The sequence below is a fragment of the Streptomyces abyssomicinicus genome (assembly GCF_008974245.1).
Taxonomy (GTDB): Bacteria; Actinomycetota; Actinomycetes; order Streptomycetales; family Streptomycetaceae; genus Streptomyces; species Streptomyces abyssomicinicus.
The window spans coordinates 651,702-673,635 of the sequence record NZ_BBZI01000008.1; the positions used below are offsets into that span (position 1 = coordinate 651,702).

At 73.4% G+C, this 21,934-nt stretch carries 17 protein-coding genes and 2 tRNA genes; 3 read left to right on the forward strand and 16 right to left on the reverse strand.

Annotation, left to right across the window (positions count from 1 at the left end; genetic code table 11):
- Positions 1-23: 23 nt before the first annotated feature.
- Positions 24-290 carry a 30S ribosomal protein S20 gene (rpsT, locus tag GBN72_RS19855; RefSeq protein WP_151773178.1) on the reverse strand — a complete coding sequence of 89 codons (267 nt, stop codon included), beginning with the start codon at positions 288-290 and terminating at the stop codon, positions 24-26.
- A gap of 224 nt (positions 291-514) precedes the next feature.
- Here rpsT and lepA point away from each other — a divergent pair, with 224 nt between their 5' ends.
- Entirely contained in the window at positions 515-2,389 is a 1,875-nt protein-coding gene (gene lepA / locus GBN72_RS19860) for a translation elongation factor 4 (RefSeq protein WP_151773179.1), read from the forward strand.
- Positions 2,390-2,689: 300 nt separating this feature from the next.
- A complete protein-coding gene (locus tag GBN72_RS19865) occupies positions 2,690-4,564 on the forward strand; it encodes an AMP-dependent synthetase/ligase (protein WP_151773180.1) in 1,875 nt (624 codons plus the stop codon).
- A 63-nt stretch (positions 4,565-4,627) separates the two neighbouring features.
- Here the strand turns inward: GBN72_RS19865 and holA are convergent, their stop codons facing one another.
- The 15 genes from holA to GBN72_RS34190 form a co-directional block, all read right to left on the reverse strand.
- Positions 4,628-5,617 carry a DNA polymerase III subunit delta gene (gene holA, locus GBN72_RS19870; protein WP_218042063.1) on the reverse strand — a complete coding sequence of 330 codons (990 nt, stop codon included), beginning with the start codon at positions 5,615-5,617 and terminating at the stop codon, positions 4,628-4,630.
- Between the two features lie 46 nt (positions 5,618-5,663).
- Entirely contained in the window at positions 5,664-5,909 is a 246-nt protein-coding gene (locus tag GBN72_RS19875) for a hypothetical protein (RefSeq protein WP_151773182.1), read from the reverse strand.
- A gap of 53 nt (positions 5,910-5,962) precedes the next feature.
- Positions 5,963-8,449 carry a ComEC/Rec2 family competence protein gene (locus GBN72_RS19880; protein WP_246212658.1) on the reverse strand — a complete coding sequence of 829 codons (2,487 nt, stop codon included), beginning with the start codon at positions 8,447-8,449 and terminating at the stop codon, positions 5,963-5,965.
- A 515-nt stretch (positions 8,450-8,964) separates the two neighbouring features.
- Positions 8,965-9,924 (reverse strand): ComEA family DNA-binding protein, encoded by a 960-nt coding sequence (locus GBN72_RS35410; protein ID WP_439959786.1) that lies wholly within the window; start codon positions 9,922-9,924, stop codon positions 8,965-8,967.
- Between the two features lie 551 nt (positions 9,925-10,475).
- Positions 10,476-11,321 carry a DegV family protein gene (locus tag GBN72_RS19895; protein ID WP_151773185.1) on the reverse strand — a complete coding sequence of 282 codons (846 nt, stop codon included), beginning with the start codon at positions 11,319-11,321 and terminating at the stop codon, positions 10,476-10,478.
- Positions 11,322-11,423: 102 nt separating this feature from the next.
- The gene (locus GBN72_RS19900) at positions 11,424-12,146 is read right to left on the reverse strand and encodes a hypothetical protein (protein ID WP_151773186.1); all 723 of its coding nucleotides are present in this window, start codon (positions 12,144-12,146) and stop codon (positions 11,424-11,426) included.
- Positions 12,147-12,484: 338 nt separating this feature from the next.
- Positions 12,485-15,382, reverse strand: a complete 2,898-nt coding sequence (gene leuS / locus GBN72_RS19905; RefSeq protein ID WP_151773187.1) for a leucine--tRNA ligase — start codon at positions 15,380-15,382, stop codon at positions 12,485-12,487.
- Between the two features lie 305 nt (positions 15,383-15,687).
- Positions 15,688-15,760: transfer RNA gene (locus tag GBN72_RS19915), tRNA-Ala, on the reverse strand.
- 127 nt (positions 15,761-15,887) lie between these two features.
- The gene (locus GBN72_RS19920) at positions 15,888-16,121 is read right to left on the reverse strand and encodes a hypothetical protein (RefSeq protein ID WP_108955357.1); all 234 of its coding nucleotides are present in this window, start codon (positions 16,119-16,121) and stop codon (positions 15,888-15,890) included.
- Between the two features lie 298 nt (positions 16,122-16,419).
- Positions 16,420-16,492, reverse strand: a tRNA-Ala gene (locus tag GBN72_RS19925).
- A 109-nt stretch (positions 16,493-16,601) separates the two neighbouring features.
- A complete protein-coding gene (locus GBN72_RS19930; RefSeq protein WP_151773188.1) occupies positions 16,602-17,273 on the reverse strand; it encodes a histidine phosphatase family protein in 672 nt (223 codons plus the stop codon).
- Positions 17,270-17,719, reverse strand: a complete 450-nt coding sequence (gene rsfS, locus GBN72_RS19935) for a ribosome silencing factor (protein ID WP_151773189.1) — start codon at positions 17,717-17,719, stop codon at positions 17,270-17,272. The genes GBN72_RS19930 and rsfS overlap by 4 nt, the downstream gene beginning before the upstream one ends.
- Before the next feature lie 192 nt (positions 17,720-17,911).
- Entirely contained in the window at positions 17,912-19,786 is a 1,875-nt protein-coding gene (locus GBN72_RS19940) for an LCP family protein (RefSeq protein WP_151773190.1), read from the reverse strand.
- Positions 19,787-19,802: 16 nt separating this feature from the next.
- Positions 19,803-20,453: a nicotinate-nucleotide adenylyltransferase gene (gene nadD / locus GBN72_RS19945; RefSeq protein ID WP_151773191.1), complete on the reverse strand. Its 651-nt coding sequence runs from the start codon at positions 20,451-20,453 to the stop codon at positions 19,803-19,805.
- An 86-nt stretch (positions 20,454-20,539) separates the two neighbouring features.
- On the reverse strand, positions 20,540-20,701 hold the full coding sequence (locus tag GBN72_RS34190) for a hypothetical protein (protein ID WP_164540743.1): 162 nt from the start codon (positions 20,699-20,701) through the stop codon (positions 20,540-20,542).
- Between the two features lie 158 nt (positions 20,702-20,859).
- Between GBN72_RS34190 and GBN72_RS19950 the strand changes: the two genes are divergently transcribed.
- Entirely contained in the window at positions 20,860-21,915 is a 1,056-nt protein-coding gene (locus tag GBN72_RS19950) for a M48 family metallopeptidase (RefSeq protein ID WP_151773192.1), read from the forward strand.
- The last annotated feature ends 19 nt before the right edge of the window (positions 21,916-21,934 follow it).

Sequence of the window (21,934 nt, forward strand, 5' to 3'; positions counted from 1 at the left end):
TCAGAGAACGAACCGAGGGTGGTTCAGCCCTGGAGGCCGACGACCTTGGAAGCAAGCGCCGACTTCTTGTTGGCGGCCTGGTTCTTGTGGATGACGCCCTTGGAGACGGCCTTGTCCAGCTGACGCGCGGCGGCGCGCTGGTACTCGGTCGCCTTCTCGAGGTCACCCGCGGCAGCGGCCTCGCGAGCCTTGCGGATCGCGGTCTTCAGAGAGGACTTGACGGCCTTGTTGCGCAGCCGGGCCTTCTCGTTGGTCTTGTTCCGCTTGATCTGGGACTTGATGTTCGCCACGAATGAGCCTTTTCAGGTTCTTGGCACACGAGGGCGAGGCCTCGCGGGCCGTGTGATTTTCTTGGGTGAGCCTCCGCACGCAAGGGCATGGAGACACAGCGGCCCAGGCTACCAGTCGCCCCGACAGCGGCCCAAACCCGTCACAGGCCCCGCGCCATGGGAGCATGGAGGCTACGTACTGATCCGACCCGAGGCATAAGGCGCCTCAAGAGACAGGACCCTGCGTGCCCGCGACCCCTAACAATGTGCCCGAGCCGAGCCGTACCGACCCGGCTCTGATCCGCAACTTCTGCATCATCGCGCACATCGACCACGGCAAGTCCACGCTCGCCGACCGGATGCTCCAGCTGACCGGTGTGGTCGAGCAGCGGCAGATGCGCGCCCAGTACCTCGACCGCATGGACATCGAGCGCGAGCGCGGCATCACGATCAAGTCCCAGGCGGTGCGTCTGCCGTGGGCCCCCAGGACCGGGGGCGACCAGAGCCCGACGCACATCCTGAACATGATCGACACCCCCGGGCACGTCGACTTCACCTACGAGGTGTCCCGGTCCCTCGCGGCCTGCGAGGGCACCGTCCTGCTCGTCGACGCCGCCCAGGGCATCGAGGCCCAGACCCTCGCCAACCTCTACCTGGCGATGGAGAACGACCTCACGATCATCCCGGTCCTCAACAAGATCGACCTGCCGGCCGCGCAGCCCGAGAAGTTCTCCGAGGAGCTCGCCAACCTGATCGGCTGCGACCCCTCCGACGTGCTGAAGGTCTCGGCGAAGACCGGCCTGGGCGTGGAGGACCTGCTGGACCGGGTCGTGGAGCGGATCCCCGCCCCGGTCGGCGTCAAGGACGCCCCCGCCCGCGCGATGATCTTCGACTCGGTCTACGACTCCTACCGCGGCGTGGTCACCTACGTCCGTGTGATCGACGGCCAGCTCAACAAGCGCGAGCGCATCCGGATGATGTCGACCGGCGCCACCCACGAGCTGCTGGAGATCGGCACCAACTCGCCGGAGATGCTGCCGGCCGACGGTCTGGGCGTCGGCGAGGTGGGCTACCTGATCACCGGCGTGAAGGACGTCCGCCAGTCGAAGGTCGGTGACACGGTCACCACCCTGAACAAGGGCGCGACCGAGGCGCTGGGCGGTTACAAGGACCCCAAGCCGATGGTGTTCTCGGGCCTGTACCCGCTGGACGGCTCGGACTACCCGCTGCTGCGCGACGCGCTGGACAAGCTCCAGCTCAACGACGCGGCGCTGGTCTACGAGCCGGAGACGTCCGCGGCCCTCGGCTTCGGCTTCCGCGTCGGCTTCCTCGGCCTGCTCCACCTGGACGTGATCCGCGAGCGCCTGGAGCGCGAGTTCGGCCTCGACCTGATCGCCACCGCCCCCAACGTGGTCTACCGCGTGGTCATGGAGGACGGCAGCGAGCACGTCGTCACCAACCCGAGCGAGTTCCCCGAGGGCAAGATCAACGACGTGTACGAGCCGGTCGTGCGGGCCACGATCCTCGCGCCGTCGGAGTTCATCGGCGCGATCATGGAGCTCTGCCAGACCCGTCGCGGCACGCTGCTCGGCATGGACTACCTCTCCGAGGACCGCGTGGAGATCCGCTACACGCTGCCGCTCGCGGAGATCGTCTTCGACTTCTTCGACCAGCTGAAGTCCAAGACCCGCGGCTACGCCTCGCTGGACTACGAGCCCACCGGCGAGCAGACGTCCAGCCTGGTCAAGGTGGACATCCTGCTGCACGGCGACAAGGTGGACGCCTTCTCGGCGATCACCCACAAGGACGCGGCGTACGCCTACGGCGTGCGGCTGGTGGCCAAGCTGCGCGAGCTCATCCCCCGGCAGGCCTTCGAGGTGCCGATCCAGGCCGCCGTCGGCTCCCGGGTGATCGCCCGCGAGACCATCCGCGCCATCCGCAAGGACGTCCTCGCCAAGTGCTACGGCGGTGACATCTCCCGGAAGCGGAAGCTGCTGGAGAAGCAGAAGGAGGGCAAGAAGCGGATGAAGATGGTGGGTTCCGTGGAGGTTCCCCAGGAGGCCTTCATCGCGGTGCTCTCCAGCGACGACAGCGCGTCGTCCGGCAAGGGCAAGAAGTAGGCGCGGGTCCGGCCGGGCGGCCGGGCCGCAACCGCCACCGGAAGGGGCCCGTCGCGTGATCGCGGCGGGCCCCTTCCGCGTCGGGTGACCGGGGGCACAGCGGGAACTGGGGAAATGCCTGCCCGTAGCCTCTTACATACCGTCGGGTCGGCCCTTACCCTGATGCCTGCTCGTTCAGTTACTCGCGAGTTAACACAGGGACGCGCGAGGGAATTAAGCCGCAAACCAGCCAGCCGCACCAGCAGCCGTCAGTAGTGGCCGAGCCGGCCGCACGCACTGCCGCGGGCCCCGGAGGATGTCGTGAGCGACACACAGACCCTGATCGATAACCGTCCGCCGAGTGTGGCGAACCTGTTCCTGGAGCGAGTGGAGGCCACACCGGAGGCGGAGGCGTACCGCCATCCGGTGCCGTCCTCCTCCGGGCAGGGCCCCGACGAGTGGAGGTCCCTCACCTGGCGGCAGGCCGCGGACCGTGTCTTCGGCATCGCGGCGGGCCTGGTCTCCCTGGGCGTCGCCCCGGAGGAGCGGGTGGCGCTGGCCGCCGCGACCCGGGTCGAGTGGATCCTCGCCGACCTCGGCATCCTCTGCGCGGGCGCCGCGACGACCACGGTCTACCCGTCGACCAACGCCGACGAGTCGGCCTTCATCCTCTCCGACTCCGACAGCAAGGTGCTGATCGCCGAGGACGCCACGCAGGTCGCCAAGGCGCTGGAGAAGAAGGCCGAGCTGCCCTCCCTCACCCACATCGTGGTGATCGACCCGGAGGGTGTGGAGACCGGTGACACGGTCCTGACGCTGACGGAACTGGAGCGGCGCGGCGCGGCGCTGCTGGAGAAGTCCCCCGAGGTGATCAAGGAGCGCGTCTCCGCGATCACCAAGGACCAGCTGGCCACCCTGATCTACACCTCCGGCACCACCGGCCGCCCCAAGGGCGTACGCCTGCCGCACGACTGCTGGGCGTACATGGCGAAGGCGATCTCCGCCACCGGCCTGGTCACCACGGAGGACGTGCAGTACCTGTGGCTGCCGCTGGCCCACGTCTTCGGCAAGGTGCTGCTCTCCAGCCAGGTGGAGACCGGGCACGTCACCGCCGTGGACGGGCGGGTCGACAAGATCATCGAGAACCTGCCGGTGGTGCGGCCGACGTACATGGCGGCCGTCCCGCGCATCTTCGAGAAGGTCTACAACGGGGTCGCGGCCAAGGCCCGCGCGGGCGGCGGCGCCAAGTACAAGATCTTCCAGTGGGCGGCCGGCGTGGCCCGCGAGTACGGCAAGGTCACCCAGGAGAACTACCGCCGCACGGGCAACGCCACCGCGCCGTTCGGGCTCTCCCTCAAGCACGAGCTCGCCGACCTGCTGGTCTACAAGAAGATCCGCGAGGCGTTCGGCGGCAACCTGCGCGCCTGCGTCTCCGGCTCCGCGGCCCTGGCCCCGGAGATCGGCTACTTCTTCTCCGGCGCCGGCGTGCACATTCTGGAGGGCTACGGCCTCACCGAGTCCTCGGCCGCCTCCTTCGTGAACCCGGGCGAGGCCTACCGCACCGGCACGGTCGGCAAGCCGCTGCCCGGCACCGAGGTCCGGATCGCCGACGACGGCGAGATCCTGCTGCGCGGCCCCGGCATCATGCAGGGCTACCACAACCTGCCGGACAAGACCGCCGAGGTCCTGGAGGAGGACGGCTGGTTCCACACCGGCGACATCGGCGAACTCTCCACCGACGGGTACCTGCGGATCACCGACCGCAAGAAGGACCTGATCAAGACCTCCGGCGGCAAGTACGTCGCCCCGGCCGAGGTCGAGGGCCAGTTCAAGGCGATCTGCCCCTACGTCTCCAACATCCTGGTGCACGGCGCCTCGCGGAACTTCTGCACGGCGCTGATCGCCCTGGAGGAGGCCGCCCTGATGGGCTGGGCCGCGGAGAACGGGCTGGCCGGCAAGTCCTACGCGGAGGTCGTCGCCCACCCGGAGACGGTCACCATGGTGGACGGCTACGTGCAGCGGCTCAACGAGGGCCTCCAGCGCTGGCAGACCATCAAGAAGTTCCGGCTCCTGCCGCGCGACCTGGACGTCGAGCACGGCGAGATCACCCCGAGCCTCAAGCTGAAGCGGCCGGTGGTCGAGCGGGAGTACGCCCACCTCATCGAGGAGATGTACGCGGGCTCGCGCGAGGCGTGAGACGTCGGCGGCGGCGACCAGGGGGGAACGTTCCCCCCTGGTCGCCGCCGTTCGTCCTCCGCGTCAGCCCCGGCCGCGCGAGCGGGCGGCGCGGGCGATGGTGACGACCGCCTTCTCCAGGGCGTACTCGGGGTCGTCGCCGGCGCCCTTGACCGCGCCGTCCGCCTCGGCGACGGCGCGGAGGGCGACCGAGACGCCGTCCTCGCTCCAGCCGCGCATCTGCTGACGCACCCGGTCGATCTTCCACGGCGGCATGCCCAGCTCGCGCGCCAGGTCGGCCGGACGGCCGCCGCGCGCCGAGAGCAGCTTCCCGATGGCCCGGACGCCCTGGGCCAGCGCGCTGGTGATCAGCACCGGAGCGACCCCCGTGGACAACGACCACCGCAGCGCCTCCAGCGCCTCGGCGGCCCGGCCCTCGACGGCCCGGTCGGCCACGGTGAAGCTGGAGGCCTCGGCCCGGCCCGTGTAGTAGCGGCCCACGACCTCCTCGTCGACGGTGCCGTCGACGTCGGCGACCAACTGGGAGACGGCGGAGGCCAGCTCCCGCAGGTCGCTGCCGAGCGCGTCGACCAGCGCCTGGCACGCCTCGGGGGTGGCGGACCGCCCGGCGGTACGGAACTCGCCGCGGACGAAGGCGAGCCGGTCGGCCGGCTTGGTCATCTTCGGGCAGGCGACCTCACGGGCCCCGGCCTTGCGGGCCGCGTCCAGCAGGCCCTTGCCCTTGGCGCCGCCCGCGTGGACCAGCACCAGGGTGATCTCCTCGGCGGGAGAGGAGAGGTACGCCTTGACGTCCTTGACGGTGTCCGCGGAGAGGTCCTGCGCGTTGCGGACGACCACGACCTTGCGCTCGGCGAAGAGCGAGGGGCTGGTCAGCTCGGCGAGGGTGCCCGGCTGCAGCTGATCCGGCGTGAGGTCGCGTACGTCGGTGTCCGCGTCGGCGGACCGGGCGGCGGCGATCACCTCCCGCACGGCGCGGTCGAGGAGCAGGTCCTCCTGGCCCACGGCCAGGGTGACCGGCGCGAGAAGATCGTCGTGAGCTGATTTCCTGGCCATCCGCCCCAGCATCCCACGCGCCGCCGACAGCCCGGCCGGCCGGCCGTCAGGGCTCCTCGCGCCAGCCGTCCCACTCGGCGGCGAACTCGTCGAGGGCCGCCGGGTCCAGCGCCTCGTCCTCGTCGGCCAGCAGGACCAGCCACTGGGCGTCCTCGGCGTCGTCCTCCCCGGCGAGCGCGTCCCGCACGACGCCCGGTTCCTCGTCCACGCCGAAGCGCTCCGCGAGCGCCTCGGCGGCCTCCTCCGCGGCCTCGCGATCGGGCAGCACCAGCACGTGTCTCACATCGTTCACGCGCATATTTTGCGACATACACCGAGGCTCGCGGACCCCGCCCCCGCCACGGGTCACCCGGGGCCCGCCGTGACGACCCCGAGCGAGCCGCGCGCCCCGGTGACCGCCACCGCCCCGTCCCGGTCGGTGCGCCGTACCTCCGCTCCCCGGGCCCGCAGCGCCGCGACCGTGGAGGGCGCCGGGTGGCCGTAGACGTTGTCGTGACCGCAGCTGATCACGGCCAGCCGGGGCGCGAGACGGCGCGTCAGCTCCGCGTCCTGGTGCGCGGAGCCGTGGTGCGCGACCTTCAGGACGTCGACGGGGCCGAGCCGGTCGAGGAGGGGTGAGGCGGCGAGGGCCCGCTGTCCCGGCGGTTCCAGGTCTCCGAGCAGCAGCAGCCGCAGCCCCGCGGTCCGCACCAGCAGCGCGACGCTGGCGTCGTTCGGGCTGAGCGCCGCGATGCCGGCGGCCTCCGGCCACAGCACCCGCCACCGCAGCCCGTCGCCCACCCGCCGTTCCTGTCCCGCGACGGCCCGGGTCACCGGGACGCGGGCCGCGGCGGCGGTCCGGTGGACGAAGGCCGCCTGGTCGACGGGGTCCGCGTGCCCGGTCGCGGCGATCTCCGCCACCGAGCGCCCCCGCAGCACGCCCGGGAGCCCGGCCACGTGGTCGGCGTGGAAGTGGGTCAGCACCACCAGCGGGACCCGCCGCACGCCGAGCGTCCGCAGGCACCGGTCCACCGGTTCGGGCTCCGGCCCGGTGTCGATCACCACCGCGGAGCCGGGGCCGGCGTCGAGGACCAGCGCGTCGCCCTGCCCGACGTCGCAGACGACCATCCGCCAGTGCGGCGGCGGCCAGCCGGTGATCAGCCGGGTCACCTGGGGAGGCCGCAGCACCGCGACCGCCAGCAGCAGCCCGAGGCCCGCGCACAGCAGCGGCCGTCCGGGCAGCCGCCGCAGGACGGGCAGCACGGCCAGGGTGGTCACGGCGAGCAGCGCGGCCCCGCCCCATCCCTCGGGCCAGTCCACCCCGGCCCCCGGCAGCCCCGCCCCGGCCCGCGCCACGTCCACCACCCAGCCGGCGGGCCATCCCGCGCAGCGGGCCAGCACCTCGGCCACGGGTATCGCCAGGGGCGCGGTGAGCAGTGCCGCGAAGCCGAGGACGGTGGCGGGGGCGATCGCGAACTCGGTGAGCAGGTTGCAGGGGATCGCGACCAGGCTGACCCGCCCGGAGAACACCACCACCACGGGCGCGCACACCGCCTGCGCCGCGGCGGCCGCGCCGAGCGCCTCGGCGAGGCGGGGCGGCACCCGCCGGCGGCGCAGCGCCTCGCTCCAGCGCGGGGCGAGCAGCAGCAGTGAACCGGTGGCCAGCACGGAGAGCAGGAAGCCCGGGCTGCGGGCGAGCCACGGGTCGTACAGCACGAGCAGCAGCACGGCGGCGGCCAGTGCGGGCACCATCGCCCGCCGCCGCCCGGTCGCCAGCGCGAGCAGCACCACCGTGCCGCAGGCGGCGGCCCGCAGCACGCTGGGGTCCGGCCGGCAGACGACGACGAAGCCGAGGGTGAGCGCGCCGCCGAGGAGGGCGGTGGTCCGCAGCGTCAGGCCCAGGCGTGGCGCGAGTCCGCGCCGCTCGGCGCGCTGGGCGAGGCCGGGCGGGCCCAGCAGCAGGGCCAGCAGGATCGTCAGGTTGCTCCCGCTGACGGCGAGGATGTGGGCGAGGTCGGTCTCCTGGAAGGCGTGGTCGAGCTCCGGGGTGATGCGTGAGGTGTCGCCGACCACCAGGCCCGGCAGCAGCGCCCGGGCGTCCGGTTCCAGTCCGTCGGTGGCCTCCCGCAGCCCGGCGCGCAGCCGCCCGGCGGTCCGCTGGGCCCCGGTGGGGCCGGCGACCACGCGCGGGGCACGGCCGCCCCGCGACTTCAGCACCGCCGCGAAGCGGTCACCGCCCGAGCGGGCCGGCGCCAGACGGCCCGTGACGGCGAGCCGGGTGGACGGCAGCAGGGCGAGCCAGCGGGCCCGCGCCTCGCCGGGGTCGGCCAGCAGCAGCACCGGGGTGCGGAGGGTGGTCTCCCCCGCCGGTCCGTCCAGGCGGCGGATCTCGGCGTCGACGAGGACGGTGGGCGTCATGGGCCGGTTGCCGGTCACCCGGGGGCGGGCGAGCCGGGGGTCGGAGGTGAGCCGCACCTCCGCCGTGACGACGGCCTCGCGGGCGGCGAGCGCGGGCACGGGGCCGCTGCGCAGCTGCGCGCCGTGCAGTCCGGCGGAGGCGGCGGCCCCCGCGGCGCAGAGCAGCACCGCGGCCACGGTGGTCCGCGGCCCGGCCCGGGTCGCCGACGCCCGCAGGCCCCCGCGGGCGCGCAGCAGGACCAGCGCGGCCACCAGGCCGGCCACCGCCACCGCGCCGCCCACCGCGGGCGGCGCGGGCAGGGTGACGGCGGCGGTCCCCCACGCGGCGACCGCGGGCCCGGCCAGCCGGAGGTCGACCGGGCCCTCCTGCCGCGGATGCGCGGCACCCCGCGGACCGGCCGCAGCGTGTGCGGCAGCCCGCCCGAGCGGCCCCACCGCTGTTCCCCCCGCCCCGCCACCGCCGGGGCGGTCGCTCCCGGGGGCGGCGGGGAGGTCGCCCCTGGTGTCGGCCAGGTGATCGGCATCGGGGCCGGGCGCGTGGCTCGATCCGCGGTCGGTGGGGTGGGCGGGGTGGGCGGACTCACAGTCGGCCGAGCAAGCGGCTGACCCGCAGCCGGCCAAACACTCGGCCCCAAGGTCGGTGGGGCGGCCGGTCCCGGGGCCGGGCGGGCGGCCCGCCTCAAGGTCGGCCGAGCGGACAGTCCCACGATCGCCCGGGCGATCGGCCCCGAGATCGATGGGGCGGCCCGTCCCCGGGTCAGCAGGGCAGGCGCCGCCGCGAACGCCCCGACACTCGATCCCAAGGTCGGCAGGGCAGGCGCCCCTGCGGGTGCGCGAACCGTCGGCCCCGGGCCCACCCGGGCAGTCGGCCCCCAGCCAGCCCGGGCAGTCGGCACCGGAGCCGGCCGGGTGGGCGGGCCCGAGGCCGGGCGGGTGGGAGGCGCGGGGTGTCATGGCCGGACCAGGTCGCGCAGGTCGGCGAAGCGCCGGTCGCCGATGCCGTTGACCTCGCGCAGCTCCTCCACCGTGCGGAACCCGCCGGTGCGGGTGCGGTGGTCGACGATGTGCTGGGCCAGCACCGGGCCCACTCCGGGCAGCGTGTCGAGCTGCTCCACGGTGGCGGTGTTCAGCGCCACCGGTGCGGCGGGCCCCGGGGCGGAACCGGCGGCACCGGCGGCACCGCCCGGCGCGGCGGGCGGGGGCGGGGCTCCCGGTGGCGGGTCGACGCCCACCAGGAGCTGCTCGCCGTCGACCAGGAAGCGGGCCCGGTTGAGGCCTGCGGTGTCCGCTCCCGGCCGCACCCCGCCGGCGGCGCGCAACGCGTCCGCGACGCGGGACCCGGGCGGCAGGGCGTGCACCCCGGGGTCGCGCACCTTGCCGCCGACGTCCACCACGATCGGCGGCGCGGCGGTGGTGTGCCCGGCTCCGGCAGGGCGGGGCCGGAAGGGACTCGGCACCGCCCCTTGGACGTTCTTCGGCGCGGCGACCGGAGTGGGCCGCGCGGCCAGGTGGTGCTGGAGCGCGAGGGCGACGGCCAGGGCGAGCAGCGCCGCCAGCGCGACGACACCACGCCGGTGCAGCGCGCAGGCCGCCTGCAGCCACGGCGGAAGCCGGTCCCGCAGGGCCTCCGCCCAGCCGTCCCCGCCCCGCGCCGGTCCGGACGGGGCGGCGGTGTCCTCCCTCACCTCCACCGGTGGGGACGGCGAGGGCGGGACGCCACGGGGCGGCGTCGCGAACAGGGCCGCCGCACGGTCACGGGTGGCGTCGGCGGCGTCGGAAGGTCTCCGGTGCCGCCCCCGGCCGGAACCGCCGGGCAAAGCGGCCGCGCGGCCCTGCGCCGTCGGCACGGTGCCGGGCGCTCCCCCCGGCTCTCCGCGCGGGCCCCCGGAGTCGCCCGTGAGCAGCGGCACGGTGGGCGGTGCCACGCCGGACGCCCGCAGGTGCACGGTACGAGGTGCCCGCCGGGCCGGCACGCCGGAGGCCTCGTGCGCGGGCGCCGCCCGCCACACCGCACCCCGCCCTGCCCCGGACCCGGCGTGAAGCCCCGCCCCCGGCCCCGGCTGAGGCACCCCGCGAGGCCCCGCGCGTCCCCCGGTGCCGTCCGGCGGGAGCGGTGGCGGCGCCCCCGGTGGCGCCCCCGGCGCCCGTGGAGGCGGCGGCCCGGTGCGCGGCCCCGCCGGAGGGCCCGCGGGGCGCACCGCGGGAGCCGCCGCGTGAGGTGTCCGGCGAGGTGCGTCGGCTGCCGCGTGGGACGGCGCGCCGAACGTCGTCGTCGAAGCCGTACGGGATGCCGTACGGGATGCCGTACGGGATGCCGTCCGAGATGCCGCACGTGCCGCCGCACGCGATGCCGTGTGAAGTGGGGTTCCCGTTGCCATGGGCCCAGGATCCGCCGATACCGCACACCGCGATGATCAAGGCCGAAACCTGTGGACAACCGCCCCCGTTGTGGACAACCGCGTCACCGCGCGGAGATCACCACCGCCAGCAGCCCCGGCCCGGTGTGCGCCCCGATCACCGCTCCCACCTCGCTGACGTGCAGGTCGGCGAGGTTCGGCACCCTGGCGCGGAGCCGGTCCGCGAGGGCCAGCGCGCGCTCGGGGGCGGCCAGGTGATGGACCGCCATGTCGACCTGGGCCGCGCCGGCCCGCTCGGCGGCGATCTCCTCGAGCCGGCCGATGGCCCGGGACGCCGTGCGCACCTTCTCCAGCGGCTCGATCCGCCCGTCGGCCAGCTGCAGCAGCGGCTTCACGGCCAGCGCCGACCCGAAGAAGGCCTGCGCCGCGCCGATCCGCCCGCCGCGCCGCAGGTACTCCAGGGTGTCCACGTAGAGGAAGGCGGAGGTCCCGGCGGCCCGCTTCTCCGCGGCCGCGACCACCTCGTCCACGCCGCCGCCCGCCTCGGCCGTCTCGGCCGCCGCCAGCGCGCAGAACCCGAGGGCCATCGCCACCATCCCGGTGTCCACGACCCGTACCGGCACCGGCGCCTGCCGGGCGGCCAGCACGGCGGCGTCGTAGGTGCCGGAGAACTCGGCGGACAGGTGCAGGGAGACGATCGCCGAGACGCCCGTCTGCGCGATCCGCCGATAGGTTTCCGCGAAGACCTCCGGGCCGGGCCGCGAGGTGGTGACGGGCAGCTTCCTGCGCAGCGCCTCGGCGAGGGAGCGGGCGGAGATCTCGGTGCCCTCCTCCAGCGCCCGGTCGCCGAGGACCACGGTCAGCGGGACGGAGGTGATGCCGTGCCGGGCCGTCGTCCGGGGCGGCAGGTAGGCCGTGGAATCGGTGACGATCGCGACATGGCGGGACATGGACTGGAGGTTACCTGCCGTACTCGCCGCCCGGCATGCCACCCCGGTGACGCGGGGGTAACCGCCCCGGAGCCTTCGCCTCCGCTCCGGCGCCGCGTCAGGTCAGGTGGTGCTCTCGGGCCGGGCCTGCCGGTCCAGCTTCTCCCACGGGTTGGGCGTCCGGGGCCGCGACGGGTTCAGCGCGGCACGGTCCTCACGCGGGGCCTTCTGACGGGGGGCCTCCTGCTCCGTCCCCCGGCCGCGGGAGGTCTCGGGCGCCGGCTGCTGCGGCGTCTCCTCGACCCGGTCCCAGTGCCGCAGGGCGCCGGCCTCGACGTCGATCTGGGCGCTCAGCGACTCCAGGTCGTCCTCGGCGAAGCGGCGCGCGCGGTCCCGGGCGGCCCAGCGCAGGGAGTCGGCGGAGCTGACGATCTGCTCGGTGCGCTCACGCAGGCCGGGCAGCCGCTCGGCGAGGGTGGCGCGGTCGGGTTCGGACTCCAGCCGCTTGAGGTCGCCGTCCAGCTCACGGCCGTGCGCGCCGAGCCGCTCGAAGAGGCCGAGGGACTCCTTGAGCGAGCCGTCGTCGGCCGAGCCCGCCTCCAGGGCCTGCTGGGTGGCCCGCATCGAGGTGCGCAGCTTCAGCCGCAGCTCGGCGAGCTCGCCGACGGGGCCGGGCTGGGCCAGCGAGCGGGCGCGCAGCGTCGTGTCCTCGACCGAGCGCCGGGCCTGGGTGATGGTGCGGTCCACGCCGCGCCTGGCGGCGCCGACGGCCTTGACCGTGCCCCAGGCGGCCAGCGAGACCAGCAGCAAGAAGATCACCGCGAATACGGCAATGACCACATCCACCGCAGTTCCTCCTTCGCGCGCAGCCACCCGGTGCGGGAATCGGTCCCCCCACCACTCTCCCACGGTAAACGCCGGGGGCGGGTCCGGAGTTCCACGGAACCCCGGACCCGCCCCTGATCGTTCCCCGGTTCCGCAGGCCCTGCGTCCCCTAGGGGGCGGTTTCCCACCCGGACGGCGTTCACGCCACGGGGAGACGGCGTTCACGCGACGGGGCCCGCGGGCCCGGCCGACCGTGCCGTCCCGTCCCCCCGGGCCCGCCCGCGCGTCCGCCCTCGCCCGCGCGGGCCTCGCCCGCGCGGGCCTCGCCCGCGCGGGCCTCGTCGGCACATGCGTCCTGGTCAGGCCGGGACGATGTTCACCAGCTTCGGCGCCCGGACGATCACCTTGCGGACCCCGGCCCCGCCCAGCGCGGCGACGACCTTCTCGTCGGCCAGCGCGATCTTCTCCAGCTCCTCCTCCGAGACGGACGGCGGAACCTCCAGACGCGCCTTGACCTTGCCCTTGATCTGCACGACACAGGTCACCGTCTCGTCGACCAGGTAGGCCGCGTCGGCGACCGGGAAGTCCTGGTGGACGACCGACTCGGTGTGGCCCAGGCGGCGCCACAGCTCCTCGGCGAAGTGCGGGGCCAGCGGGGCGACCATCAGGACCAGCGGCTCGGCCACCGAGCGCGCCACCGCGCCGCCGGCCTTGGTCAGGTGGTTGTTCAGCTCGGTGATCTTGGCGATGGCGGTGTTGAACCGCATGCCCTCCAGGTCCTGGCGGACGCCGTCGACCGCCTTGTTCAGGGCCCGCAGGGTGTCGTCGTCGACGGCGTGCCCGGCGTCCTCGACCACGGTGACCTCGCCGGTCGCCTCGTCGACGATGTTGCGCCACAGCCGCTGCAGCAGGCGGTACTGGCCGATCACCGCGCGGGTGTCCCACGGGCGGGAGACGTCCAGCGGGCCCATCGCCATCTCGTACAGGCGCAGGGTGTCGGCGCCGTACTCGGCGCAGATCTCGTCGGGGGTGACGGCGTTCTTCAGGGACTTGCCCATCTTGCCCAGCACCCGGGAGACCTGCTCGCCCTGGTACCAGTAGGCGCCGTCGCGCTCCTCCACCTCGGCGGCCGGCACGGCGATGCCCCGGCTGTCGCGGTAGACGAAGGCCTGGATCATGCCCTGGTTGAACAGCTTGTGGAACGGCTCGGGCGAGGAGATGTGCCCCAGGTCGAACAGGATCTTGGACCAGAACCGCGCGTACAGCAGGTGCAGCACCGCGTGCTCGGCGCCGCCCACGTACAGGTCGACACCGCCGTGCGGCATGCCCTCGCGCGGGCCCATCCAGTACTGCTCAATCGCCGGGTCGACCAGCTTCTCGTCGTTGTGCGGGTCCAGGTAGCGCAGCTCGTACCAGCAGGAGCCCGCCCAGTTGGGCATGGTGTTGGTCTCGCGGCGGTACTTCTTCGGCCCGTCGCCCAGGTCCAGGGTGACGTTCACCCAGTCCTCGTTGCGCGACAGCGGGGTCTCCGGCTGGGTGTCCGCGTCGTCCGGGTCGAAGGTGCGCGGCGAGTAGTCCTCGACCTCCGGCAGCTCCAGCGGCAGCATCGACTCGGGCAGCGGGTGCGCCACGCCGTCCTCGTCGTAGACGATCGGGAACGGCTCGCCCCAGTACCGCTGGCGGCTGAACAGCCAGTCGCGCAGGCGGTAGTTGACGGTGCCCTCGCCGATGCCCCGGCCGGCCAGCCAGGCGGTGATGCGGGCCTTCGCCTCGACGACGCCCAGGCCGTCCAGGGAGATGTCCTCGCCCGCCGAGTTGATCAGCTTCGCGTCGTAGGAGGCGAAGGCGCCGTCCCAGTCGGCCGGGTCGGTGGACCGGCCGTCGGTGGGCTCGACCACGCAGCGCATGGGCAGCTCGAAGGCGCGGGCGAAGGCGAAGTCACGGCTGTCGTGGGCGGGCACGGCCATGATCGCGCCGGTGCCGTAGCCCATCAGCACGTAGTCCGCGATGAAGACCGGGATCTTCTCCCCGTTGACCGGGTTGGTCGCGAAGACACCGGTGAAGACGCCGGTCTTGTCCTTGGCCTCGGCCTGACGCTCCACGTCGGACTTGGACGCCGCCTGCGCGCGGTAGGAGGCGACCGCCTCCGCCGGGGTGGTGTGACCGCCGGTCCACGCCTCGCGGGTGCCCTCCGGCCAGGCGGTGGGGGTGAACTTCTCCACCAGCGGGTGCTCCGGCGCCAGCACCATGTAGGTGGCGCCGAACAGGGTGTCCTGGCGGGTGGTGAAGACGGTGACGGCGGCCGCTTCGCCGTCGGCGTCGACGGGGAAGTCGACGCGGGCGCCCTCGGAGCGGCCGATCCAGTTGCGCTGCTGCAGCTTGATCGCCTCGGGCCAGTCCAGCCCGTCCAGGTCGTCCAGCAGGCGGTCCGCGTAGGCGGTGATCCGCATGTTCCACTGACGCAGCCTGGCCTTGAAGACCGGGAAGTTGCCGCGCTCGGAACGGCCGTCGGCGGTGACCTCCTCGTTGGCCAGCACGGTGCCCAGGCCGGGGCACCAGTTGACCGGCGCGTCCGAGGCGTAGGCCAGGCGGTACTCGCTCAGCAGGTCGGCGCGCTCGACGGCGGACAGGTCGGCCCAGGCACGGCCGCCGGGCACCTCGCGCTCACCGCTCTCGAACCGGGCGACCAGCTCGGCGATCGGGCGGGCCTTGCCGGCCTCGGGGTCGTACCAGGAGTTGAAGATCTGCAGGAAGATCCACTGGGTCCACCGGTAGTACTCCGGGTCGATCGTGGCGAACGACCGGCGCTTGTCGTGACCCAGGCCCAGGCGGCGCAGCTGCGCCTTCATGTTGGCCATGTTGGCCTCGGTGGAGACCCGCGGGTGGGTGCCGGTCTGCACGGCGAACTGCTCGGCCGGCAGGCCGAAGGCGTCGAAGCCCAGGGTGTGCAGGACGTTGTGCCCGGTCATCCGCTGGTGGCGGGCGTAGACGTCGGTGGCGATGTAGCCCAGCGGGTGGCCGACGTGCAGGCCCGCACCCGACGGGTACGGGAACATGTCCATGATGAACTTCTTGGGGCGGGCGGCGACCTCGGGGTCGCCCGCCAGGTCGCCGGACGGGTTCGGGGCCTCGTAGGTCCCTTCGGCGTCCCAGAAGTCCTGCCAGCGTGCCTCGATCTCGGCCGCCAGGGCGGCCGTGTAGCGGTGCGGCGCGACCTCCGCCGACTCGGCGGCGGTGGCGGGGTTCGTCTCGCTCATGATCCTCAAAGCTCCATCGATCGACGTCGTCTCTGCCGTGGGTGCCCCCACCTGCTCGAGCGGAGCCGAGAGCTCGGGGGAGGGCCCGGAAATGAAAAAACCCCTCGCACAGGAGGGGGCGCCGCGCCGATGCCGGCCACGGTTCTCGTGGTGGCCGGGACTGATCAGCGCGGCTCGCTAAGCAGAAGGCGTACGGCACGCATGGCGTCAGGGTACCGCAGCCCTTCGAAGCGCCGCGAGGCAGTTCGAACGGCGGGACACGCAGAAGGCGGGCCATCCTTTTGGATGACCCGCCTTCTCGACTGTGGAGCTAAGGAGAATTGAACTCCTGACCTCCTGCATGCCATGCAGGCGCTCTACCAACTGAGCTATAGCCCCTTGCGGTGTGTCGTCCGGGCTTCCCTCTGCGGTTCCCCCCGGCGACACAGAGAACATTACATGACCCTGGGGGGCGGACACCAAATCGTTTCCGCTCTGTCCGGATTCGCCCGGAAAGTAAGGCGGCTCAGGCGGTTTCGAACGAGTAGAAGCGCTTGAGGGTGCAGAGCTCGTCGAGCAGCCTGCCGTAGATCGGCTCGCCCTCGAGCTCGCGGTAGGTCTCGATGGGGTCGCCTTTTATGATCAGCGCCCTGGCGCACTCCTCGCACCAGTACTGGTACTCCTCGTTGACCGGCTCCATGTCCCGCACGATCGGCGTGCCGCTGCCGCACCAGTCGCACTTCCTGCGGTGTGCCCCCACGCGCCACTCCCTCCCGTCGGGCCGCGGTCCCCTTCCGGCCGTCCGATTCTGCCATGTGAGCCGGCGGCGGCACCGGGACGACGCCGGTGCCCGCCGCCCCGATACCAGGCTGATACGAAAAGATCCCGTCCTGCCGGACGGGATCCCTTCCCTGCCGTACGCCCTCCTAGTCGCCTCCTGCACTCCGGCGGCTCGGCGCGGCGCGGCTCGGCCCGGCACGGCTCGGCGCGGCTCCGGCGAGGTGACGGCAAAGCGAAGATCCCGCCCGGTCTTTCGACCGGACGGGATCTTCCGATTGTGGAGCTAAGGAGAATTGAACTCCTGACCTCCTGCATGCCATGCAGGCGCTCTACCAACTGAGCTATAGCCCCTTGCCGTTCGCATCCCGCTCGGCGGGGCGAACGAGTAGAACTCTAGCCTGTGACCAGCCGAAAAGTGAAATCGGCCGGTCCCGGGCCCCCGCGGGGCCCGGGAGAGCCGTCAGGTGTCGTCGCCGAGCACCGGCTCCGGCAGGGAGCCCGCGTTGTGCTCCAGCAGACGCCAGCCGCGGGCGCCCTGGCCGAGGACGGACCAGCAGCAGTTGGACAGTCCGCCCAGGCCCTCCCACAGGTGGGCGTCCAGGCCCAGCAGCCGGCCGATGGTGGTGCGGATCGTGCCGCCGTGGCTGACCACGACCAGGGTGCCGTCCACGGGGAGCTTCTCGGCGTGCCGCAGCACCACCGGGGCCGCGCGGTCGGCGACCTCCGTCTCCAGCTCGCCGCCGCCGCGGCGGACCGGCTCACCCTGCTTCCACGCCATGTACTCGTCGCCGTGCCGGGCGAGGATCTCGTCGTGGGTGAGGCCCTGCCAGACACCGGCGAAGGTCTCCCGCAGGCCCTCCTCCCGGGCGACCTCCAGGCCGGTGAGCGCGGCCAGCTCGGAGGCGGTGTCGGCGGCGCGCCGCAGGTCGGAGGCGACGATCGCGTCCGGCGCCAGCCGGGCGAGCAGCTTGGCGGCCCGCTTGGCCTGGGCGCGGCCGGTGTCGGTGAGGTCGACGTCCGTGGTGCCCTGGAAGCGGCGCTCCACGTTCCACGAGGTCTGGCCGTGCCGCCACAGGATCACGCGGCGGCCGCGGCCGGCGTTCTTCGCGGCGGCTCCCGCGGCAGCCGTCACCAGACCTCACCGTCCGGCAGCCCGGCCTCCTCCTGCGCGGCCTGCGTCCGGGCGTGCTCCGCGGCCTTGCCACGGGTCGCCCTGGCCTCTTCCGGCAGGTCCAGCTCGGGGCAGTCCTTCCACAGACGCTCCAGGGCGTAGAAGACGCGCTCCTCGCTGTGCTGGACGTGGACGACGATGTCGACGTAGTCGAGCAGGATCCAGCGGGCGTCCCGGTCGCCCTCGCGGCGCACCGGCTTGGCTCCGAGCTCCTTCTGCAGCCGCTCCTCGATCTCGTCGACGATCGACTTGACCTGACGGTCGTTGGGCGCGGAGGCGAGCAGGAAGGCATCCGTGATCGACAGCACGTCGCTGACGTCGTAGGCGATGATGTCGTGCGCGAGCTTGTCGGCCGCGGCCTGAGCGGCGGTGGTGATGAGCTCGATGGATCGGTCGGTGGCGGTCACTGCCTGGCTTTCCGTCGTCGGACTTCTTCCCGTCCAGGGTCTCACGGACCGCCGGGACCGCCCCACGGAATACCGCGAGGCCATGGCCACACCGCCGGAGCCGCACGGGCCGGGCCGGGAGCGGCCGGAGCCGGTCCCGCGGCGGCGGGACCGGCTCCGTGCGTGCGCGGGTGCGCGGGTGTGCGCGGCGGGTCAGGCGCCCGGCTCGTAGTCCTGGCCGAGCACCACCGTGACGTCCGCGTTGGAGGCGGTGGCGCCCTTGGTGACGGCCGACTCCGGCAGGCCCAGGGTGCGGGCCACCTCGATCGCCTCGTCCTTGGCGCCCGCGTCGGCGTACCGCACCTCGGAGGTGGCGGCCGCGTCCGCGCTGCCGGCGGCGACGTAGGTGTAGCCGCCGTTGACCAGCGCCACCCGGGCGAGGTCGGCGATCGGCTGCTCCTTGGCGTCGGTCTTGCCGCCGGTGGCGTTGCGCAGGCTGACGCGCACGCCGCCGCCGTCCTCGCCGGGGCTCTTGGCCTGGCCGCCGAGGATCTTCTCGACGATCTCCTGGCTGGCCTTCTCGCCGAGGGTGCCGTCGCCCTCCACGGGCAGCAGCGTGCTGCGGTAGTCGCCGCCCTTGGCGTGGTCGGCGAGGCCGGCGAGGAAGTGGCCGAGGTCCTCGTCGGTCAGCGGCGGCTCGATGATCTGGCCGAGCTGCTGCACGGTGACCGTGGCGCCCTGCTCGTCGGAGGAGAGCTTGCGCAGCACGCCCCGCATGACCTGGCCGAACCGCTCCAGCTGCGCGCTCTGCGCCTCGCTGGGGCCCCGGTAGGTGGCGTAGGCCGCGGCCATCTTGCCGCTGAGGGTCTGCTGCTCGCCCTGGTGGACCAGCGGGGCGGCGCCCTCGTCCTCGGCCTTGGGGTCGGGGACGTCGGTGTCGGTGTCGACCTCGATGTGGCCGACGATGTCGACCAGGTTCTGCAGGAACGGGGTGTCCAGCCGCCAGGTGCCCTCGATCCGGGTGCCGAGGACGGTGTCCAGGGAATCCCGGGTGCCGGACGATCCGTCGTCACCGACGGACTGCCCGAGGGTGGTGGCGTTGCCGTCCTGGTCGATGAGGGCCAGCGAGTTGGGCAGCAGCACGGCGCTGCCCTCCTCGGTGGTGGCGTTGTCCACCAGCAGCAGGGTCGAGGTGTCCGAGCCCTTGGTGGGGTGCAGGTGGACGACGATCACGTCGCGCTTCTGGGCGCCCGAGGCGGTCTCGGAACCCTGTGCGCCGTCCGACGAGGACAGGAAGGGCAGCTTGCCCGCGTACCAGAGGTAGCCGCCGCCGGCCACCACGACCAGGGCGAGGACGACGAGGACGGCCGTCATCCGGGCGCGGGCCCGGCGCTTGGCCTCCTCGCGGCGCTCGGTGCGGTTCTCGGTGAACTGGAGCCAGTCGATGACGTCCTCGGACTCGCCGTCCTGCTCCTCGACGAAGGCGAACTGCTCGGTGTCGTACCCCGGACCGGCGTCCCGGCGCGGCGCCTGCCCGGGGCCGCCCTGCTGCGGGATCCGGGCGGACTGCTCGGCCGCGGCCGGCCGGCCCACGGGCATGCCCTGGCCGCCGTAGGGCTGCCCGCCCGGGCCCTGGCCGGGCGCGGGCCGCCGGGGAGGCTGCTGCGGGGAAGGCTGCTGCGGGGGCTGCCCGGGACGGCCCTGGGGCGGGCCGCCGTGGTGACCGCCGTACGGCGGACCGGCGGGCCCTCCCGCGGGGGGCACGGGGGCCTGCTGCCCGGTGCCCGGGCCGCCCGCGCCGTAGGGGTCGTAGCCGGTGGCGGGCGGCTGCTGCGGCCCGCCACCGGCCGGCGGCTGCTGCGGCCCTCGGCCGGACGCGTAGGGGTCGTAGCCGTACCCCTGCGACTGCGGCGCCGGGCCGCCCTGGGGCGGCCGGCCCTGGCCGCCGTGCTGCGGGGCGGGATAGCCCTGCGGCCCGGGCTGGCGCGGCGCCTGCCGGTACACGGGCTGCCCGTACTCGTCGTAGCCGACCAGTTCGTACTGGCCGTCCGCCTGTCCCGCGTGTCCCGCGTCGTATCGGTCGTTCACCGGTGCCCCTCTCGGCTCACTCGCCGCGGTACAGCTGACGCTTGTCGATGTAGCGCACGACTCCGTCCGGCACCAGATACCAGACGGGGGCCCCCTTGGCGACTCGCGCACGGCAGTCCGTGGACGAGATGGCGAGCGCCGGCACCTCGACGAGCGAGACACCGCCTTCGGGCAGCCCTGGGTCGTGCAGTATGTGTCCCGGCCGCGTCACGCCGATGAAGTGCGCGAGGGAGAACAGCTCGTCCGCGTCCCGCCAGGTGAGGATCTGGGCGAGCGCGTCCGCGCCGGTGATGAAGAAGAGGTCCGTGTCCGGGTTGAGCGCGCGCAGGTCGCGCAGCGTGTCCGTGGTGTAGGTCGGACCGCCGCGGTCGATGTCGATGCGGCTCACCGAGAACTGCGGGTTCTCGGCGGTGGCGATGACCGTCATCAGGTAGCGGTCCTCGGCCGGGGTGACCGTCCGGTGGCTCTTCTGCCAGGGCCGGCCGGTGGGCACGAACACGACCTCGTCGAGTGCGAACGCCGCGGCGACCTCACTGGCCGCCACCAGGTGTCCGTGATGGATCGGGTCGAACGTCCCGCCCATCACCCCGAGGCGGCGTCTTCCCTTGTCGGCCGGGCCGGCGGCCGGGACGCCTCCCGGACCGGCGGGCATGTCCTGCTCTCCCATGCGTGCAGACCCTACCGGCCCGGTCCCGGAAGCTTGACCTCGACCTTCCCCACCTGGGGATTTGCGGCGGGATCACCCGTTCCGGGTCACCGGTCGCGGTTGAAGCCGACGGTGATGAAGAGCAGCAGCATGAGGATCACGAAGGCGCCGATGCCCGGCAGCAGGGGGTTGAGGTTCATGTGGTGACCGTGCTCGCCGCCCTCGGCGGCGAGGGTGACCAACTGCGCGGCGCTCTGCTCAAAGCTCATCTTCGGCTGGACCAATCCGTATGGGCTGGATAAGGACGTCGGCTCATCGTATGCGCCGGTCGGTCACGGGAACCATCGGCCCCGCCCGCTCGTCCTCCCCACAGCAGCACCGGCCGGGCGGCCGGGGGCGGACGAGGGCGACACGGGCGGGGGACCTGATGCCGGGCGAGGACGACACGCAGCGCGACGAGCGGGCCGCGGCGCGCTCCCGGAGGCGGTTCCCGGGGCTCTCGTCCCGGGCCTACGAGCACCCGGCGGACCGGTCGGCCCTGGTCGCGCTGCGCAAGCTCAGCGGTTTCGACACCGTCTTCAAGGCCCTCAGCGGGCTGGTCCCCGAGCGGAGCCTGCGCCTGCTCTTCCTGTCGGACTCCGTCCGGGTGGGCGAGGAGCAGTTCCCCCACCTGCACGACATGCTGCGGGACGCCTGCTACATCCTCGACATGCCGAAGGTCCCGGCGATGTACGTCTCGCAGGACCCGAAGCCGGGCGCGATGTGCGTGGGCCTGGACGAGCCGGTGATCGTGCTGACCACCGGCCTGGTGGAGCTGCTGGACGAGGAGGAGATGCGCGCCGTCGTCGGCCACGAGGCGGGACACGCCCTCTCCGGCCACGCGGTCTACCGCACGGTGCTGCTCTTCCTCACCACCCTGGCGGTCCGGATCTCCTGGATCCCCCTGGGCAACGTCGCGGTGATGGCGATCGTGACGGCGCTGCGCGAGTGGTTCCGCAAGTCCGAGCTCTCCGCCGACCGGGCCGGCCTGCTGGTCGGCCAGGACGTCCAGGCGTCGATGCGCGGCCTGATGAAGCTGGCCGGCGGCAACCACCTGCACGAGATGAACGTGGACGCGTTCCTCCGCCAGGCGGAGGAGTACGAGGCCGGCGGCGACCTGCGCGACTCGGTGCTGAAGATCCTGAACGTGCTGCCGCGCTCCCACCCGTTCACCACGGTCCGGGCGGCCGAGCTCCGGCGGTGGGCGTCCTCCCGGGACTTCCAGCGGCTGATGGACGGGCACTACCCGCGGCGTGAGGACGACAAGGAGGCCTCGGTGACGGACGCGTTCCGTGAGTCGGCGGCCAGCTACGCGGACACGGTCCGCACCTCGGCCGATCCGCTGTTCAAGCTGGTCGGGGGCGCCACCGACCGCATACGCCGGGGTTTCAACGGCAGCACCGACAACGCCGGCAGCGGAAGCTCGGGCGGTACCGGGGCCTGACGGCGCCGGAGCCCGGCGC

Excerpts from the sequence above, each read along its gene's own strand:
- holA (WP_218042063.1), bottom strand. The coding sequence starts at position 5,617 with ATGGCCAGGAAATCAGCTCACGACGATCTTCTCGCGCCGGTCACCCTG.
- GBN72_RS19895 (WP_151773185.1), bottom strand. The coding sequence starts at position 11,321 with ATGTCCCGCCATGTCGCGATCGTCACCGATTCCACGGCCTACCTGCCG.
- GBN72_RS34190 (WP_164540743.1), bottom strand. The coding sequence starts at position 20,701 with ATGAGCTTTGAGCAGAGCGCCGCGCAGTTGGTCACCCTCGCCGCCGAG.
- leuS (WP_151773187.1), bottom strand. The coding sequence starts at position 15,382 with ATGAGCGAGACGAACCCCGCCACCGCCGCCGAGTCGGCGGAGGTCGCG.
- GBN72_RS19950 (WP_151773192.1), top strand. The coding sequence starts at position 20,860 with ATGCCGGGCGAGGACGACACGCAGCGCGACGAGCGGGCCGCGGCGCGC.
- nadD (WP_151773191.1), bottom strand. The coding sequence starts at position 20,453 with ATGGGAGAGCAGGACATGCCCGCCGGTCCGGGAGGCGTCCCGGCCGCC.